The organism is Pseudomonas sp. BRM28 (genome assembly GCF_002939405.1).
Lineage (GTDB): Bacteria > Pseudomonadota > Gammaproteobacteria > Pseudomonadales > Pseudomonadaceae > Aquipseudomonas > Aquipseudomonas palmensis.
This window is the reverse complement of sequence record NZ_PEFV01000001.1, coordinates 2,516,615-2,533,788: the sequence shown is the minus strand read 5'-3', so window position 1 is coordinate 2,533,788 and position 17,174 is coordinate 2,516,615. Positions and strand designations below refer to the sequence as shown.

Annotated in this window: 13 protein-coding genes; 4 read left to right on the top strand and 9 right to left on the bottom strand. The window is 62.8% G+C overall.

What is annotated here, in order from left to right; genetic code table 11:
* Positions 1 to 159: 159 nt before the first annotated feature.
* The 4 genes from CR917_RS12095 to CR917_RS12080 form a co-directional block, all read right to left on the bottom strand.
* The gene (locus tag CR917_RS12095) at positions 160 to 1,383 is read right to left on the bottom strand and encodes an amidohydrolase family protein (RefSeq protein WP_104572336.1); all 1,224 of its coding nucleotides are present in this window, start codon (positions 1,381 to 1,383) and stop codon (positions 160 to 162) included.
* 61 nt (positions 1,384 to 1,444) lie between these two features.
* Entirely contained in the window at positions 1,445 to 1,684 is a 240-nt protein-coding gene (locus tag CR917_RS12090) for a DUF2790 domain-containing protein (RefSeq protein WP_058540084.1), read from the bottom strand.
* Positions 1,685 to 1,761: 77 nt separating this feature from the next.
* Complete coding sequence (cynS, locus tag CR917_RS12085) at positions 1,762 to 2,232, bottom strand: cyanase (RefSeq protein WP_043861410.1); 471 nt, start codon at positions 2,230 to 2,232, stop codon at positions 1,762 to 1,764.
* A 29-nt stretch (positions 2,233 to 2,261) separates the two neighbouring features.
* On the bottom strand, positions 2,262 to 2,903 hold the full coding sequence (locus tag CR917_RS12080) for a carbonic anhydrase (protein WP_043861411.1): 642 nt from the start codon (positions 2,901 to 2,903) through the stop codon (positions 2,262 to 2,264).
* A 111-nt stretch (positions 2,904 to 3,014) separates the two neighbouring features.
* Here CR917_RS12080 and cynR point away from each other — a divergent pair, with 111 nt between their 5' ends.
* From cynR to CR917_RS12060, 4 genes are all read left to right on the top strand, one after another.
* The gene (gene cynR / locus CR917_RS12075) at positions 3,015 to 3,914 is read left to right on the top strand and encodes a transcriptional regulator CynR (protein WP_104572335.1); all 900 of its coding nucleotides are present in this window, start codon (positions 3,015 to 3,017) and stop codon (positions 3,912 to 3,914) included.
* Between the two features lie 136 nt (positions 3,915 to 4,050).
* Complete coding sequence (locus CR917_RS12070) at positions 4,051 to 5,055, top strand: sensor domain-containing diguanylate cyclase (protein ID WP_104572334.1); 1,005 nt, start codon at positions 4,051 to 4,053, stop codon at positions 5,053 to 5,055.
* A 210-nt stretch (positions 5,056 to 5,265) separates the two neighbouring features.
* Positions 5,266 to 5,634, top strand: coding sequence for a hypothetical protein (locus tag CR917_RS12065; protein WP_104572333.1), 369 nt, complete (start codon positions 5,266 to 5,268; stop codon positions 5,632 to 5,634).
* A gap of 911 nt (positions 5,635 to 6,545) precedes the next feature.
* Positions 6,546 to 8,981 (top strand): membrane-bound PQQ-dependent dehydrogenase, glucose/quinate/shikimate family, encoded by a 2,436-nt coding sequence (locus CR917_RS12060; protein WP_104572332.1) that lies wholly within the window; start codon positions 6,546 to 6,548, stop codon positions 8,979 to 8,981.
* Between the two features lie 65 nt (positions 8,982 to 9,046).
* Here the strand turns inward: CR917_RS12060 and CR917_RS12055 are convergent, their stop codons facing one another.
* From CR917_RS12055 to CR917_RS12035, 5 genes are all read right to left on the bottom strand, one after another.
* Positions 9,047 to 10,501, bottom strand: a complete 1,455-nt coding sequence (locus CR917_RS12055) for an efflux transporter outer membrane subunit (protein WP_104572331.1) — start codon at positions 10,499 to 10,501, stop codon at positions 9,047 to 9,049.
* On the bottom strand, positions 10,498 to 13,674 hold the full coding sequence (locus CR917_RS12050; RefSeq protein ID WP_104572330.1) for an efflux RND transporter permease subunit: 3,177 nt from the start codon (positions 13,672 to 13,674) through the stop codon (positions 10,498 to 10,500). Before CR917_RS12050 ends, CR917_RS12055 begins: the two co-directional genes overlap by 4 nt.
* Positions 13,671 to 14,828, bottom strand: a complete 1,158-nt coding sequence (locus tag CR917_RS12045; RefSeq protein WP_104572329.1) for an efflux RND transporter periplasmic adaptor subunit — start codon at positions 14,826 to 14,828, stop codon at positions 13,671 to 13,673. Before CR917_RS12045 ends, CR917_RS12050 begins: the two co-directional genes overlap by 4 nt.
* 120 nt (positions 14,829 to 14,948) lie before the next feature.
* Positions 14,949 to 15,851, bottom strand: coding sequence for a GGDEF domain-containing protein (locus CR917_RS12040; protein WP_100632841.1), 903 nt, complete (start codon positions 15,849 to 15,851; stop codon positions 14,949 to 14,951).
* 177 nt (positions 15,852 to 16,028) lie between these two features.
* Positions 16,029 to 16,901, bottom strand: a complete 873-nt coding sequence (locus tag CR917_RS12035) for a universal stress protein (RefSeq protein WP_058540078.1) — start codon at positions 16,899 to 16,901, stop codon at positions 16,029 to 16,031.
* Positions 16,902 to 17,174 lie beyond the last annotated feature (273 nt).

Sequence of the window (17,174 nt, the reverse complement as noted above, 5' to 3'; positions counted from 1 at the left end):
CGGCAGGACGATTTCAAGCGGCTGTAACGGCCGCTTGGATGGACCCTATGCTCACCACGATTTTCATGTTGAACGGCCAGGCAGCTCGCGCTGGGTGAACCAGGTGGTGGGCGAGCGAAGTAACAGCTCCCCACGACCAGTCGCTTGCATCGAACTGGATCAGAAAGCCACCGAACGCTGACAGGCCGACGTCGCCACGATCTTCCCGCGCTTGAGCACCATCAACCGTGTGGGCAGGTCGAGAATCACGTCACCCACCGAATGCGTCTCCAGCAACACCACGTCAGCAGGCGCACCCGGCACCAACCCATAATCCTTCAACCCTAGCGCTTTCGCCGGATGGGTAGTGAGCATCGACAGTACCGTGGCCTGGTCATCCGCCCCGCCCAGGTGACAGGCCGGAATCGCCAATTGCGCGATGTTGAGCAAGTCGCCGGTGCCAAACGGGGTGAATGCGTTGCGAATATTGTTGGTTGCAAGGCACACATTCACGCCGCCATCACGCAGGGCCCGCACCGGCGTCAGGGTACGGCGCACGTCATGGCTGTCGCCGCGCGCACCGAGGTGCAAGTCGGTGGCGGGCAGGCACATGACGCTGATGCCGGCCTCGCGAATCAAGGCAATGATCTCCCGCTGTTTGTGCGGCGCCACGGCACCCAGGCTGGTCAGGTGACCGACGCATACGCGCCCTTGATAGCCTTGCTCGATGGTCTTGCGCGCCAGGTACTCAATGGTCATGTGCTCGGCGTTGTCGGCGAAGTCCTGATGGAAGTCGATGTCCTTGCCGTAGCGCCTGGCCAGGTTGAATACATAGTCGATGTGGTCATGGGCCGAGTCGTCGTTGTAGGGAATGCCGCCCACTACATCTGCGCCCCTCTCCATGGCCTCAACCATCATTGCCTGCATGCCCGGCAGTTTCAGTATTCCCTCCTGCGGGAAGGCCACCACCTGGATGTCGATGGCGTCGCGCAGCTTGTCGCGCAGCTCCAGCACCACATCAAAGCCGGTGAAGCCTTGCACCGGGTCGAATTCGGCGTGGGCGCGTACGTGGGTAGTGCCGGACTGCACCAACGCACGTAGTGCTTGAGTGGAGCGCGCGAGAATGTCGTCGCGAGTCAACGTGGGTTTGAGCTCGGCGGTAACCGCTATCGCCTCCTTCAACGTGCCGGAGCGATTGGCCTTGCGGTGCATGATGTTGGCTTTTTCCAGGTGCAGGTGCCCTTCGACAAAGCCCGGGATCAGCACGTGGCCGTGGCCCTGGATTTCCTGCACGGCCTGCACTGAAATTGTCGGCGCGATCTCGACAATCTTGCCGTGGTGCACCGCTACGTCCATCAGCGGTTTTGTATCGTCGATGCGCACATTGCGAAAGATCAGATCCATGACGTTGGCCCTCTATGATGCTGCCCCAAGGCGCATCGGTAAAAAACGAACCATGGGCAGCTCAACCGTTGGAACAGCCGTTACCCATCACTCGGTATTCAAGAATGTGTTTCTGGCCCTTGGAGTCTTCATACGTCATGAGCACAGGTACCACGGCGCAGACGTGCGCGACTTCGCTGATGGAAATGACGCGGGCGATGTCCAGGTGCTGGGCATAGCTGTATTGCTCAACCGGTATCGGTTCGTCGGCCATCGCCGCAGCACAGAAAAAGCTCGCTATCAGTACAGGTAACGCCTTCATGTTCAGAGGCCCTCCTCCACATTTTCAAGAACATGGAGCCCGGCAGCCATGCAGCGCCGGGCCCCTGGGTGGGGTGATCAGAACGGTTTGGTCGGCAGGTACTTGCCATCCAGGGTGATCACCGCGCGGGAGCCGCCGTCTGGGTCATCGACCTTCTTGACGTCCAGTTTGAAGTTGATGGCGCTGATGATGCCGTCGCCGAACTTCTCGTGAACCAGCGCCTTGAGCGTGGTGCCGTAGACCTGAATCATTTCGTAGAAGCGGTAGATGGTCGGGTCGGTAGGAATGCCGTTGCCGATGCTGCCGCGCAGCGGAATGCTTTGCAGCAGGAGCACGGCATCGGCGTCGAGGCCCAGGGTGTCGGCAACCACCTGGGCTGCGTTGGCCGGCAGCGGGTGCTGACCAAGCAAGGCGGCGGTGACAAAAGCTTCGTGCAGGCCGGTGCCTTCTGCAATCTGAGCGAACGACAGGTCTTTGCGGGCCTTGGCCAACAGGATGACGTCGGTCAGGGCAAGGCGAGTGTCTTGGCTGATTTGTGATTGGATCATGGGGATATCTCCGTGGGTAGAAACGAGGGTTAGTGGGTAGCAACGCAAACGGTAGGGCTTTCGGCCAGCGACACGAACTTGCCGGTGCGGCTGTCGAAGGCCTGGATGCAGCCGCTTTCGATGTCGTAGACCCAGCCATGCAACGTCACGCGCTTTTCTTCCAGCGCGAGGCGTACCGAGGGGTGTGTCTGGATATTGGCCAACTGCGCGATGACGTTTTCACGCACCATCGAGGCGACCTTGGCATGCTGGTCGACATGCTGGCGGGCCTCGTTGACCACCCGACCGGAATCGGCGTAGCGCAACCAGCCGGCCACGGCGGGCATGTTGTCCAGGCATTTGCAGGTGGCGATGGCGGTCATGGCGCCGCAGTCGGAATGCCCGCAGATCACGATGTCGCTGACTTTCAAGGCTGCGACCGCGTACTCCACCGAGGCGGACACACCGCCTGGCTCAGGGCCGTAGGACGGCACGATGTTGCCCGCATTGCGGATGACGAACAGGTCGCCCGGCTCACGCTGTGTGACCAGCTCCGGCACCAGCCGGCTGTCGGAGCAGGAGATGAACAGCGCCCGCGGGCTCTGCTGGTTGGCCAGGTCTTTGAACAGGCCGGCACGTTCAGGAAAGGCATTGCGCTGGAATTTAAGGAAACCGTCGATGATGTCTTGCATGGTTGACTCCGTTGGTTCGCGATGCGATGAGGCAAAGGTTACGGAGGCCGTGCAATAAGGTAAAAGTCTCATATATGATTATCTTCATCAGATAAACTTATAGGTACAGGCATGCTGGCGCGCCATATTCAGTATTTTCTTGCGGTCGCCGAACATCAGGGCTTTACCAGTGCCGCGGCGGCACTGCATGTTTCGCAGCCCGCGCTGTCGCAGCAAGTTCGCCAGCTGGAGGAAAGCCTCGGGGCGCAGTTGTTTGATCGCTCAGGGCGCAAAACACGCCTGACCGATGCCGGGCAGGTGTACCTGCGTTATGCATTGCGGGCGGCGCAGGAGCTGCGCGAAGGCAAGCGGGCGATCCATGATGTGGGCGATCTCAGTCGAGGGACGCTGCGCATAGCGGTGACGCCAACCTTCACGACCTACCTGGTCGGGCCGTTGGTGGAAGCCTTTCACAGCCGTTACCCGAACATCACGCTGAACGTGCATGAACTGGCCCAGGAGCAGATGGAGAACCTGCTGCTGAGGGACGAACTGGATGTGGGGATTGCGTTTGATGAGGTGCATGCGCCAGACATCGAAGCCTATCCGCTGCTGGTTGAAACGCTTGCCCTGGTCGTTGGTAGCCGACACCCGCTGGCCGGGGCGCGGGCTGTCGGCCTGGAGACGCTGAATGCGCAGTCGCTGATTCTGCTCAGCAAAGCGTTCGCCACCCGCGAACAGATCGACCGCTATTGCAACCAGCACGGCATTCGCCCGCGTGTGGTGATGGAGGCCAATGTAATTGGTGCGTTGATTGAGGTAGTGCGCAGAACCACGCTGTCGACCTTGCTGCCCGCCGCCCTAGCGCAGGAGCACCCAGAGTTGGTGTCTGTCGAGTTGGGGCCGCATCGGCTAGAGCGTACAGCGGTCTTGATGCAGCGCAAGAATGTCTATCAATCCGCGGCTGCCCGGGCGTTTATGGCGCTGGCCAAGGAAGTGGCCAGTGATCTGACGACCAAGACAGATGAGTAGCAGAATACGAAGGGCTTTCAGCGTGCCCGCAACCTCTTCCATGTCGCCATGTACCGACCCATGGCTCGGTACGCAGTACTTGCCCTGCCAGGGCTGCTAAAGTGGCTTATCCATAGGGTTCCGAGGGCTATCGTGTATGTCCGATGCAAGCGAGCTTATCAATGACAGTGAGGTGTACAGAACCCTTCTGGAGTCGACCAAGGCGATTCCCTGGAAGATTGACTGGGCCTCGATGAAGTTCACCTACATCGGCCCTCAGATCGAGGCGTTGCTGGGCTGGAGCCCTGATAGTTGGGTGAGCGTGGAAGACTGGGCCATGCGCATGCATGCAGAAGATCGCGAGCATGTGGTGAACTTCTGCGTGACGCAATCCAAGGCTGGCGTGGACCACGAGGCAGACTACCGAGCGCTGACCAAGGACAACGGCTATGTGTGGATCCGCGACGTTGTGCACGTGGTGCGCAATGACAGGGGCGAAGTCGAAGCACTGATCGGCTTCATGTTCGACATCAGCGAACGCAAGAAGACCGAAGACCAGTTGCTGAGTTTGCAGAAGGAACTGGAGGTGCTCTCGTTCAAGGACGGCCTGACGAATATCGCCAACCGTCGTCGCTTCGACAGCTGTTTCGAGTTGGAGTGGGAACGTGCGCGCCGCGAGCGCCGGCCATTGTCGCTGCTGTTGCTGGACGTCGATTTTTTCAAGCAGTACAACGATTTGTACGGCCATATTCAAGGCGACAAATGTTTGATAGCGATTGCCCAGACCCTGAGTTTGGCGTTGGATGGCCCACGCGACCTTGTGGCTCGCTATGGCGGCGAAGAATTTATCGTGCTGCTGCCCGAAGCCGATGCCGAGGTGGCGCGTAAAGTGGCTGAGCGCTGCCAGCGGTTGATCCACAAGCAGTCCATCGTGCATGCGCTATCGCCACATGACCACCGCCTGACGGTCAGCATAGGCGCGGGTTCGGTGGTACCAGGCGAGCGGGACAGGCCTACAGACTTCATCAAAGCCGTGGACCAGCAGCTCTATGCGGCTAAAAACAACGGACGGCACCGCATTGAGTATGTGCAGTTGGAGGGGTTGTCGGGCTGTTCAGCAGTTGAAGGTGCAGAAGAACAAACAACTGCCCGTCCTTCATAGAGGGTCATCAACAGCCACGGTGATGCTGGAGAAAACGCAGCGGCGAGTGCGATTCGAGATTACTGGGCAAACACGGTTTCGGCCGTCGCTAACGGACCCAATGCTGCCGGTGGTTAACGGCCGCAATCGGCCAGAAGCGGACTGTAGACAGATAGCTGGCATTCCTACGCTGGCATTCTAGTAATCTCACAACGCTAAAAAGGAACATTCATGTTGGTCATTCAAATTGATCGGGATAGCGTGCATGCAGGGGATGATCTGGAAAGTCACAGGACATCAATCAGGCTTGATCCAGCAGTAACACTGCGCGCTTTGTTCGAAGCGATCCAAGGTATGGGTTACCTGCCTGACATCAGTGGATGCAAGGCGACGTGGATTATTTGTTCGTCTGGCAAACACATAGGTGTTTTAGCTCAGCAATGGCCAGAAACTAAATTGTTAATCCCCGCCGAGAGCCTCCTGAGTCAGTATTTTGGGGATACCGAACCTCGCCTTCTGTTCAGATATTGGTGCCAGGCAGATCCAGACCATGTCTTTTTACAGATCAAAGCTGGAAATGAACCGCCGTCTCGATTTTAGGACTGGCGGGGGCTACCTACTGATCCAGAAGCCAATATGCCTGCTTTGGGTTGTGGTGACCTGTTGCAAAGGTGGGCTACCGATCTATAGCTGCATACTTTCGTTATCAGAATCAGGTCGAAGGCTCACACCGTTTTTTAAACGCATTGCACTCTTTACGCCCTAAGCCATTGATCTTAAACGCAGCATAGGTCGGGATAGCGGGTGCACCAACGCCGAGATGGAAGCCCCCCCTTTCCCCCATTCAAAACCTTGAATGCCCACCCAAGCCCCGTTACCCTTTCCGGGCCGCTGTAAATCCAGCAACCAGGTTTGCTAGCCCGAGTACCTTAGGACGTGCAAGCGTCCATCCGTCTCAGCTGACACCTTTTTGCACCCGCTGTTTCGTTTTATGACGGCTGTACGCAGGGCGCAGTCGTGCGCGCTGGGTTCCTGGAGTCCCGGTCTACCATCCTGCTTACGGCCGTCACCCTTTGTCGTCGGGTGTTATGGCGACTGTACGCGGGGCGCATTCATGCGCGCCGGGGTCCTTGATTCCTGGTCTGCTAACCCGCGTACAGCTGCCTCCCTTTCGTTCCGCGGGCCGCACACGCGGCCTACCGACCGTCCCCATTGTTACTGTTTCCCCAACAATGCTTTTCGACCTTGAGCATTTATCCGCCCCGCCTCGCCCGCCTAAACTGGCCACCGTTTTCAGGCAGCCCTACCGCGCCGACTCCGCAAAGGCCATCCCAACGCCAACACCCTTTCCCAGAGCCTTCGGCGCCCCCCGTATCGAATGATCGCGCACGCCCTTGCGCGCTGATCGCCACACCCCACGGGTTCGATCTTTACCGCTGCCGACTGAATGCCTTGACCCCTGCGCAGAGCTTGCGTGCACTTTCCATTGACTAACGGAACGTATGAAAAAAATGACGGATGACCATCAACCGCAAACTCGGAAGTTTGCACTCGGCACCACCGCAAGGGTGCTGTTTGCCTTGCTGGTGCTGCTCGTATCGCTGGCGATGATCTACGGCGGCTTCAAACTGGTAGCACTCGATGGCTCGCCTTACTACCTGATCGCAGGCGTTGCATACCTGCTGCTGGCAGCGCTGATGTTCCTGCGCAAAAGCGCCGGCATCGCCCTTTCGGTAGCCATCGCCCTGGCAACCTGTGTGTGGGCATTCTACGAAGTCGGCCAGTTCAGCTACTGGGAGCTGCTGCCACGCCTGGTGGTACCGGCAATCATCCTGACCCTCAGCCTGTGGGTCGGCGCAGCCTTGCCCGGCACCTCGGCAAGCACCCGACGCCTGGCCAACCGCTTCGGCTTTGCGGTGTTCGCGGGGCTGATCGCGACCTTCGTGGCGGCGTTCTACCCGCACGGTGCAATCTCCACCCCGCTCGCCTCTACCGCCAAGCCTGCGCCAACCGAAGCCCCCGCCGCGCCGGAAAACTGGGAGTTCTTCGGCCGCAACGCCTCGGGCACGCGCTTTGCGCCGTTCAGCCAGATCACCCCGGCGAACGTCAAGGACCTGCAAGTGGCCTGGATCTACCGCACCGGCCGCAGAACCACGGGCGCCGGTGCCGGCGTGGACGAGAACACCCCGCTGCAGATCGGCAACGTGCTGTATTCATGCACGCCAGAAAACCTGATCACCGCCCTCGACGCCGACACGGGCAAGCCGATCTGGAAGTTCGACCCGCACGCGCGCAGCGCCGAGCACGTGACGTGCCGCGGCGTGGGCTACCACGACATCGACAAGGACGACAGCCTGAGCGCCGAGGTCAAGGCCTCGTATGGCGAGCAGCAGTGCCGCCAGCGCATCCTGGTGTCGTCGGTCGACGCCCGCCTGTTTGCCCTGGACGCACACACCGGCACCCTGTGCCCGAGCTTTGGCGACAACGGTTATGTCGACCTGAAAAAAGGCATGGGCCCCACCGAGAACAGCAAGCGCTACCACCCCACCTCCCTGCCCGTGGTAATGGGCCACCTCACCGTGGTCGGCGGCTGGGTGCGCGACATCGTCGCCAAGGAGCCGTCGGGCGCCGTGCGTGCCTTCGACGTGCTGACCGGTGCGCTGGTGTGGGCATGGGACATCGGTGCGCCTGAAGGCCAGGACGCAACCGCCAGCGACCACCAGTTCACCCTGGAAACCCCCAACGTGTGGACCGTGCCCACCTACGACAAGGCACTGAACCTGGTGTACCTGCCCACTGGCAACGGCCCACCCGACTACTGGGGTGGCGACCGCAACCAGGCCAAGGAAAAGTACGGCTCGGCCGTGGTGGCCGTCGATGCCTCGACCGGCAAGGCCAAGTGGGTGTACCAGACCGTACACCACGACGTGTGGGACTACGACCTGCCCTCGCAACCGGTGCTGTACGACATCAAGAACGCCCAGGGCGAGAAGACCCCGGTGCTGATCCAGACCACCAAGACCGGCAACATCTTCGTGCTGGACCGCCGCACCGGCCAGCCGGTGACTGAAGTTCAGGAGCTGCCCGTACCGACATCCCCCGCCGCCGAAGGCGAACACCTGGCACCGACCCAACCGCACTCGGTGGGCATGCCGGTGATTGGTGCCGAGCCCCTGACCGAGAAGTCCATGTGGGGCGTGAGCACCTTCGACCAGCTGTACTGCCGCATCATGTTCAAGGACTCGGTGTACGTGGGCCCCTTCACCCCGCCGACCGAAAAGCCCTACATCGAATGGCCGGGCCTGCTGGGTGGCATGAACTGGGGTGGCATCTCCATCGACGAAAACACCGGCATGATGTTCGTCAACGACATGCGCGTACCACTGCGCATGGCGCTGGTCACCAAGGAAAACACCAGCAAGTTCAAGGTTTCCACCGATGAGGTGCCGGGCTTCATGGGCACGATTCGCCCACAAGTGGCGGGCATCTATGGCGGGGTAAAAATCGACATCCTGCAATCCCCCCTGGGCGTGCCGTGCAACACCCCGCCGTTCGGCAGCATGAGCGCCATCGACCTGAACACCCAGAAACTGGTGTGGCAGGTACCGCTGGGCACCGTGCAGGACACCGGCCCCCTGGGCCTCAAGACCCACCTGCCGATCCCGCTGGGCATGCCGACGCTGGGCGGCCCTACCTCGACCGCCTCGGGGCTGGTGTTCTTTGCCGGCACCCAGGACTACTACCTGCGGGCCCTGGACTCGGCCACCGGCAAAGAGGTGTGGAAAGCCCGCCTGCCGGTAGGTGCAGTGGCAGCGCCGTTGATCTACCAGTCGCCGGCGACCGGCAAGCAGTATGTGGTGATCTCGGCGGGCGGCATGAGCCATTCGCCTGATGTGGGCGACTACATCATTGCCTATGCGTTGCCCGACGGTACTGAACAGCAGTAACACGCTGGTGGAAGCCGTATGAAAATAATCCCCGGTTTCGGGGATTATTTTTGCCTGATGGAACGCTAGAGAGAGGCGCCGTCGCACGGCTGCCGGGCCTGCGCGCAGACTTCCCAGCCACCACCCAGCGCCTTGTAGATGCCCACAACCGCCAGGCGTTGTCGGGTACGTGCAGCGGTCAGGGCGCGTCGGCTGGCGTAATCGGCGCGCTCGGCCTCAAGCACATCCAGATAGACGCCCTCGCCCTCCGAGAACCGCGCCCGGGCAAGCCGCGCCGCCTCACCGTTGGCCGCCGATTCGAGCAATCGCAGCCTCAGGGTATTGCTCGCAGCCCCGTGGGCCTTGAAGGCATCATCGGTTTCCTGCAACGCGCGCACTACCGTCTGGTCGTACACGATCAACGCCTCCCTGGCGCGTGCCTCGCTGGCGGCGATCCGGGCACGTACACGCCCGGTGTCCAGCAGCGACCAGCGAATCATCGGGCCGATAAAGCTCGACAGCGCGCCCGCGCCACTCATCCCGTCGAGGCTTCCGGTGACCACACCGATGGAGCCCTGCACCTGCACCTCGGGATAGAGGCCCGCCGTCTCGACCCCGATTTGCGCCGTGGCGGCCGCAAGGGCGCGTTCTGCCGCGGCAATGTCGGAGCGCCTCCAGAGCAACGCGGTGGGCTCGCCGACGGCGATCGTGCGCAGGGCCAGCGCCTGATCCCCAGGCTCGGCGGCCGGTGGTGTGAACCGCTGCGGCGGCTCGCCCAGCAGGATCGCCAGGGCGTTGACCGAGGCATCACGCCGACGCTCCAGCTCGGGCACGCTCACCTCGACCGAGCGCAACAGGGCCTCGGCCCGCAGCCGGTCGAACTCGGTGGCCGCCCCAGCGTTCACCTGGCGTTCGACCATGCTCAGGCTGTCGCGCTGGCTTTGGCGGGTATCGGCCGCAACCGCCAACTCGGCCTCGATGCCCCGCAGCTCGAACCAGGTGGCCGCCACCTCGGCCGCCACACTCGCCTGCACCCCGCGCAGCAACGCCTCGCGCGAACCGGCCTGGGCGCGTGCGGCCTCCACCGAGCGGCGCACGCGGCCGAACAGGTCGATTTCCCAGGACGCATCGACCGCCCCCCGATAGGTTTCGTTCTGCCGCGACTGGCCAGCCGGTGTCTGCACTTCGCTCCAGCGGCGGTTCTCGTAGCTGAGCGCAGGGCCGCCACGCGGAAGGAAACCCTGGCGGCTTTCGCGCAACATCGCCCTGGCTTCTTCGAGCCGCACGGCAGCAATCGCGATGTCATGGTTGGCGGCAAGCGCCCGCTGCACCAGCCCGGTCAATGCGGGCTCGTCAAAGGCACCCCACCACCGGGCCTCGACGCTACCGGGGCCAAGCCCGGCAGGCAGCTCATCGAAGCGTGCGGGAAGCTGCGTTGCCGGCAGCGACGGCGCAACGTAGTCGGGGCCCACTGCAGCACACCCGGCCAGCAGCATGAGGGTGGCCAGGGGCACCAGAACAGCTCGATAGCAACGGCTCATGAACGGCGCTCCTCCAGGGCAGGCTGGGCTGTGGGCGTGTGCCGCTCGAAGCGGGCCGCCAGGCCACGGATCACCACATAGAAAACCGGGGTCAGGAACAACCCGAACAGCGTCACCCCGAGCATGCCGGCAAACACCGCCACCCCCATGGCCTGGCGCATCTCGGCACCTGCGCCGCTGGCAAGCACCAGCGGCACGACGCCGGCGACGAAGGCCAGGGACGTCATCACGATCGGGCGCAGGCGCAACCGGCAAGCCTCCACAACCGCCTCCAGCACACTCGCCCCCCGCGCTTCCAGGGTGCGGGCGAACTCGACGATGAGGATCGCGTTCTTGGCGGCCAGGCCCACCAGCACGATCAGCCCGATCTGCACGAACACGTTGTTGTCGCCCTCCATCAGCCACACCCCGATGATCGCGCTCAACAGGCACATCGGCACAATCAGCAGCACCGCCAGGGGCAGCAGCCAGCTGTTGTACTGCGCCGCCAGAATCAGGTAGGCCAGCAACACACACAGCGGGAAGATGAACAGCGCCGAATCGCCGGCCAGCTTCTGCTGGTAGGTCAGGTCCGTCCATTCGAAGGTCATGCCTTCAGGCAGCATTTCCCCAGCCAGACGCTCCATCAGCGCAACCGCCTGCCCTGAACTCACGCCCGGCATTGCGCCCCCCGCAATGTCCGCCGAGGGGTAGCCGTTGTAGTGAATCACCCGGTCCGGGCCGGAGCTTGGCGTAACGCTGACAAACGCCGACAACGGCAGCATGGCCCCGGCCGCATTGCGCACCTGCAGGCGGCCGATGGCTTCGGCCTGCATGCGGTGGTCCGTGTCGGCCTGCGCCGTGACCTTGTAGGTGCGGCCAAAGCGGTTGAAGTCGTTGACGTACAGCGAACCCAGGTACACCTGCAGCGCCTCGAACACATCGGTCAGGCGCACGCCCTGGCTCTTGACCTGGGCCCGGTCGATGACCACGTCGAGCTGCGGTGCATTGATATCGAGGCTGGTCATCAGCCCGGCCAACTGCCCCGACTCGGTGGCCTTCATCATCAGGATGCGGGTGTGCTGCACCAGGGCCTCCAGCCCCGCGCCGCTGCGGTCCTCGACCTGCATCTTGAAGCCGCCGGTGGCACCCAGGCCGGGCACCGGGGGTGGCGGGAACACCCCAAGAAAACCATCGGGAATGCCCGCAAACCTGGCCTGCAGGCGCCCGGCGATGGCGGTTGCAGCCAGGTCCGGCGAGGCACGCTCCTTGAACGGGTCGAGCATGATGAACATCACCGCGGCGTTGGGCACATTGACGAAACCGTTGATCGAAAGCCCCGGGAACGCCACCACGCTTTCGACGCCCGGCTCGGCCAGGGCCAGCTGTGACATCTGCCTGGCCACCGCTTCGGTGCGGTCCAGCGACGACGCGTTGGGCAACTGGGCGATAGCCACCAGGTAATACTTGTCCTGCATCGGTACAAAGCCCGGCGGCACGGCATTGAAGCCGAACGCGGTCAACCCCAGCAGGCCGACGTACACCACAAGCACCAGGCCGCTGAGCCGGACCACCTTGCGCACCGTGTTGCCATAGGCCTGCGGTGCACGCTGGAACGGCCGGCCAAGGGTGCCGAGCAACCGCCGGGCACGCCCGCGCAGGCTGCGGGGGTCGGGCGTAATGCCGTGCTGGCGTGGCTGCAGCAGCAACCCGGCGAGTGCTGGGCTGAGGGTCAGCGAATTGACCGCCGACAGAATCGTCGAGATGGCAATGGTGAGCGCGAACTGGCGATAGAACTCGCCCTGCAGGCCGCTGAGGAACGCCGTGGGGATGAACACCGCAGCCAGCACCGAGGTGATCGCGATGATGGGCCCGGTCACCTCGTCCATGGCAAGCCTGGCGGCCTGGGCCGGCGCCTCGCCGTTCTCGATATGACGCTCGACGTTCTCCACCACCACGATGGCATCGTCCACCACGATCCCGATCGATAGCACCAGGCCGAACAACGACAGGGTGTTGAGCGAAAAGCCCATCAGGTGCATGACCGCAAAGGTGCCCACCAGCGACACCGGCACCGCCATCAGCGGGATGAGCGACGCGCGCCAGTTGTGCAGAAACAGCACCACCACGATCACCACCAGCATGATCGCCTCCAGCAAGGTGATGGCCACCGACTCCAGCGAGGCCTGCACGAACACCGTGGGGTCATAGGCAATGCGCGAGGTGAGCCCCGCCGGGAAGTTCGCCTCCAGCCGCTGCATGGTTTCGCGCACCGCCTGGGCAACGTCCAGGGCATTGGCGCCCGGGCTCTGGATGATCTGCAGCGCAACGGCCGGTTCGCCATCGAGCAGGCTGCGTAGTGCGTAAGAGTCGGCGCCCATCTCGATACGGGCCACATCGCGCAGGCGCGTGACCTGACCGTCGCCGCCGGTGCGAATGATGATGTCGCCAAACTGCTGCTCATCGGTCAGCCGCCCCAGGGTGTTCACGGTTACCTGGAACGCGGCGGTGGCGTTGGGCGCCTGGCCGACCGACCCCGCTGCCACCTGCACGTTCTGCTCGCGCACCGCTTCGATCACCTCGCCTGCGGTGAGCCCGCGCGCGGCGATCAGGTCCGGGTCGAGCCACAGCCGCATGCTGTACTCCCCGGCGCCCCACACCAGCACATCGCTGATGCCGGGCAGGCGCGACAGTTCATCACGCACCTGAAGGTAGGCGTAGTTCGACATGTAGAGCGGGTCGTAGCGTTTGTCGGGAGACAGCAGGTGAACCACCATCAGCATGTCCGACGAGGTCTTCTGGGTGACCACGCCCTGGTGCTGCACCTCTGCCGGCAGGCGCGGCAGAACCCGCGAAACGCGGTTCTGCACCTGGATCTGGGCAATATCGGCATTGGTGCCCTGGGCGAAAGTGATGGTCAGTACCATCCGGCCATCGGTGGCAGACTGCGACGCCATGTACAGCATGCCCTCGACCCCGGTAATCGCCTGCTCCAGTGGCGCGGCCACGGTTTGTGCGATTACCTGGGGGTTGGCCCCCGGATAGGACGCCGTCACCTGCACGGTCGGCGGCGTGACCGCCGGGTACTCGCTCAGCGGTAGCTGGAAGAAGGCGACGATGCCGGCAATCATCATCAGTATCGAGAGGACGATGGCAAAAATGGGACGATCGATGAAGAAGCGCGGGAATGTCATTGCGCCGCCCCCAGGGTTTGCTGCGCCTTGACGGGCGAACCCTCGATCGAGGTGGGCTGCGGCGTAACCTGCATGTCCGGGCGCACCAGGCCCTTGACCACGATGCGCTCGCCGGGCTGCAGGCCTTTTTCGATCACGCGCAGGCCCTCCACCATCGGGCCGAGTTCGACCGGGCGGTACTGGGTCTTGTCGTCCTTGCCCACTACCAGTACGTAGCGGCGGCCCTGATCGGTCGAAATCGATTGGTCCGAGATCAGCACCCTGGCCTGTGGCGTGCCGGTCTCAAGCTTCACCTTGGCAAACAAACCGGGCGTCAGCTGCCCGTCGGGGTTGTCGACCACCGCGCGAACACGCAGCGTGCCGGTGTTGCGATCGGCGGCGTTGGCCAGAAAATCGACGCGGCCGGGCCGCGCGTACTGCTTGTCGGTGGTCAGCGCCACACTCACCTTCGCCGCCTGCGCGCCCGCGCCAGGCCGGCTTGATGCGAGCGAGCGCAGGTACGTGCGCTCGTCCACATCGAAGTACACATGCAGGGGGTCGACAGAGACGATGGTGGTCAGTGGCGTCACCCCATTGGTGACGTAGTTGCCTTCGGTGACCAGGGTTTGCCCTACACGCCCACTGATCGGTGCGGTGACCCGCGTGAAGCTCAGGTCGAGCTTTGCAGCGTCCAGCGCGGCCTTTGCGGCATCGACCTGGGCCTGGCCCGCATCGAGCGCCGCAATCGCGCTGTCGAGCCGGTCCCGCGCAACGACCTTTTGCGCATACAGTTGCCGGGCTCGGGCATGGTCTGCCTGGGCCAGCAGCCACGCCGCCCGGGCCTCCTGCAGGCGTGCGGTGGCGGCGTCGAGCGCGGCCTGGAAGGGCCGTGGATCGATGACAAAGAGCTGGCTGCCCTTCTCTACCATGCGGCCCTCGGGCACGCTCACCGCCTGAATATAGCCGGCCACCCGCGGGCGCAGTTCGACCCGCTTGATCGCGGTCAGCGACCCGGTGAATTCGGCATGGGGCGTTACCGGGCGCACGATCACCTCGGCTACCGGAACACTGGGAGGCTTGGCGGGTTCAGTCGCGGGTGCCGTCTCCTTGCACCCGACGCTGGTGAGCGCGACGCTTAGCGCCGCAGTGAAAAGGGTTACGCGTTTGACGTTCATCACATGGCCTTTCGCACGAGTGTCGACCTGCTTTGCGGGGGCAAAGCAACGTTCGCGTACTTATCCGACTTGCCACGTCTGGAAGGTCAAGGGTTTTCTGACATTGGCCATACCCTGGCGTCAGAGCCACACAATCCGGTCCTTGCCCATGCTCTTGGCCACGTACAGGGCACGATCGGCCCGTTTCAAGGTGTCCTCGTAAGCGTGGTCCTCGGGCAGCATGGCCGTTGCGCCAATGCTCACGGTGACCACCGTGTCGCCTGCCCAATAGCGGCTCAGCTCTTTGCGAAAGCGCTCATGCAGACGCTCGGCAAGCTGCAGCGCCTGCTCTCGCTCGGTATTGGGCAGGCCCACCACAAACTCGTCGCCACCCAGGCGGCAGGCGAAATCCGTTGCGCGCAGCGCGCAACGACAGATCTCGGCCACCGCCTGGATGATCTGATCGCCGGCGTGATGCCCCTGGGTATCATTGATTTTCTTGAGGTTGTCCAGATCGAACAGGAACACCGACGTCGGCACGCGATAACGTGTCAGGGACTCGTGGTGCAGTTTCAGGTCATGTTCGAGCTTTCTGCGGTTGAACAGACCGGTGAGCTGGTCGGTATCGCTCAGTTCCCTGAGCCTGACTTCCAGTGTGTGCCGTTCGGAGATATTGCTGGCGACCCACAGCACGACCTCCTCTTCGTCCACCCTGAAGTTCAGGGCCTGGATGCGCCCTTCGAACCAGATGGGGTCCTTGGGGCCCTCATCGGGCAAGCCCTTCACGTCCCTGTTGCTCAGCTCGTACTCGGCGACCAGCAGGTTTCCCGAGGCCAGTGCCCTGGCAATCTGCTCCAGAAACCAGTTCGCCTTGTCGGCATTGATCAGGTCTGAAATATACAGGCCGATCAGGCCGGACCCATCGTGGTAATAACGCGCGTCGCGGCCACCAAACACCGCAACGTACTTGCCGCTGCGCGACAGAATGAAGGCAGGGTCGGGCAGCGCATCAAGAATAAGGGCCATCTGTGCGGTGTCGATCATGAAGCACTTCTTCTGTGCCGATTGATGAATGGCGTAACGGTAGCCAACAATACCATTACGCCATCATCCGCAACATGGGCCTTGCGGATGCCACCAACGCCGCACGGCGCTTGCGACAGAACCGTTATCGCGTGTGCTGTGCCAAGCGTTTCCGGCCCCCTGCCCTACCTACAGCCCCTAGATCGACACCAACACATCGCACTGCGATTCGCTCAGCACGTGCTTGGTGACGCTGCCCACCAGCAGCTCTTCCAGCGCGCTTTCGCCCTGCTTGCCGACCACGATCAGGTCGCAGTCCAGCTCCTGCTCGGTTTCCACGATCCGCCAGGCTGCGTCGCCGTGTGCCACGATCTGCCGAGCATTGGGCAGGCCGGCGGCTTCGCTCAGGGCCGCAAGTTGCTCCACGGCATCCTTCTTGATGGCGTTGCGGTAGTGCGTGAGGGTGTCCTGGTCGATGTAGGCAAAGCGCATGCTGCCCTCGAAGGGCGCTTCGAACGCGTGCATCAGAATGATTTCGGCCTGCGGGGCCACGGCTTTTGCCAGGGTGATGGCACGCAGCGACGAAGGCGAAAAATCAACCGGCACCAGCACGCGGCGGTACGCCTCGCGCGGGGCCTGTTTGACCACCAGCATCGGGCAGTGCATGCGGCTCAGCATGCGCTGCACGGTGGAGCCCAGCAGGCGGCGCGCCAGGTTCTGCCCCTTGGCCCCGCATACCAGCAGGTTGGTGTGTTTGTCTTGCACCACACGGGTGATTTCGGTAGCCACCGAACCGGGCGCGACCTGTGTGCCAGCGGAGATGGCGTAGCGGTGGAACAGCATGGCAGCCACTGCACGCAGGTTTTCGCCGGCACTTTCCAGCACGCGATTCAACAGGTTGTCATCGGGTACCACAACCTGCTTGAGGCGCTCGTAAGGCGCGGGGTTGGCAACGTAGAGAAGATCCAGCGCGGCATGCTGCGCCTGGCTCAGGAGTGCGGCCCGCTCTGCTGCGTTGCGCGCAGAAGTGGACAAATCGGTGGCAACCAGTACGTGCTTCAACGGGCTCATGTGGGGCTCCTTATGCAATGTGGCGCATGCGGATCGAGGCGTTGGCCTGCTGTCGATCCGCTCCTTTCGTGCCGCCATGGTCTCCCGAACGCTATAGGCGGCGGCTTGATTTGCGTCAACCTCAAGGCCAGGCATCTGGCTGCGGCAACAAACTGCAACATGTGGGCAGGGTTCATCAGTGTGCTGCCTGGTTTGTCCTGAACGTGGGAGGGAGGCAAAAACCCGGCAGAGCCGGATGGATGCTTTAAGATCGTGCAGTGTTGAAGGCAGCTG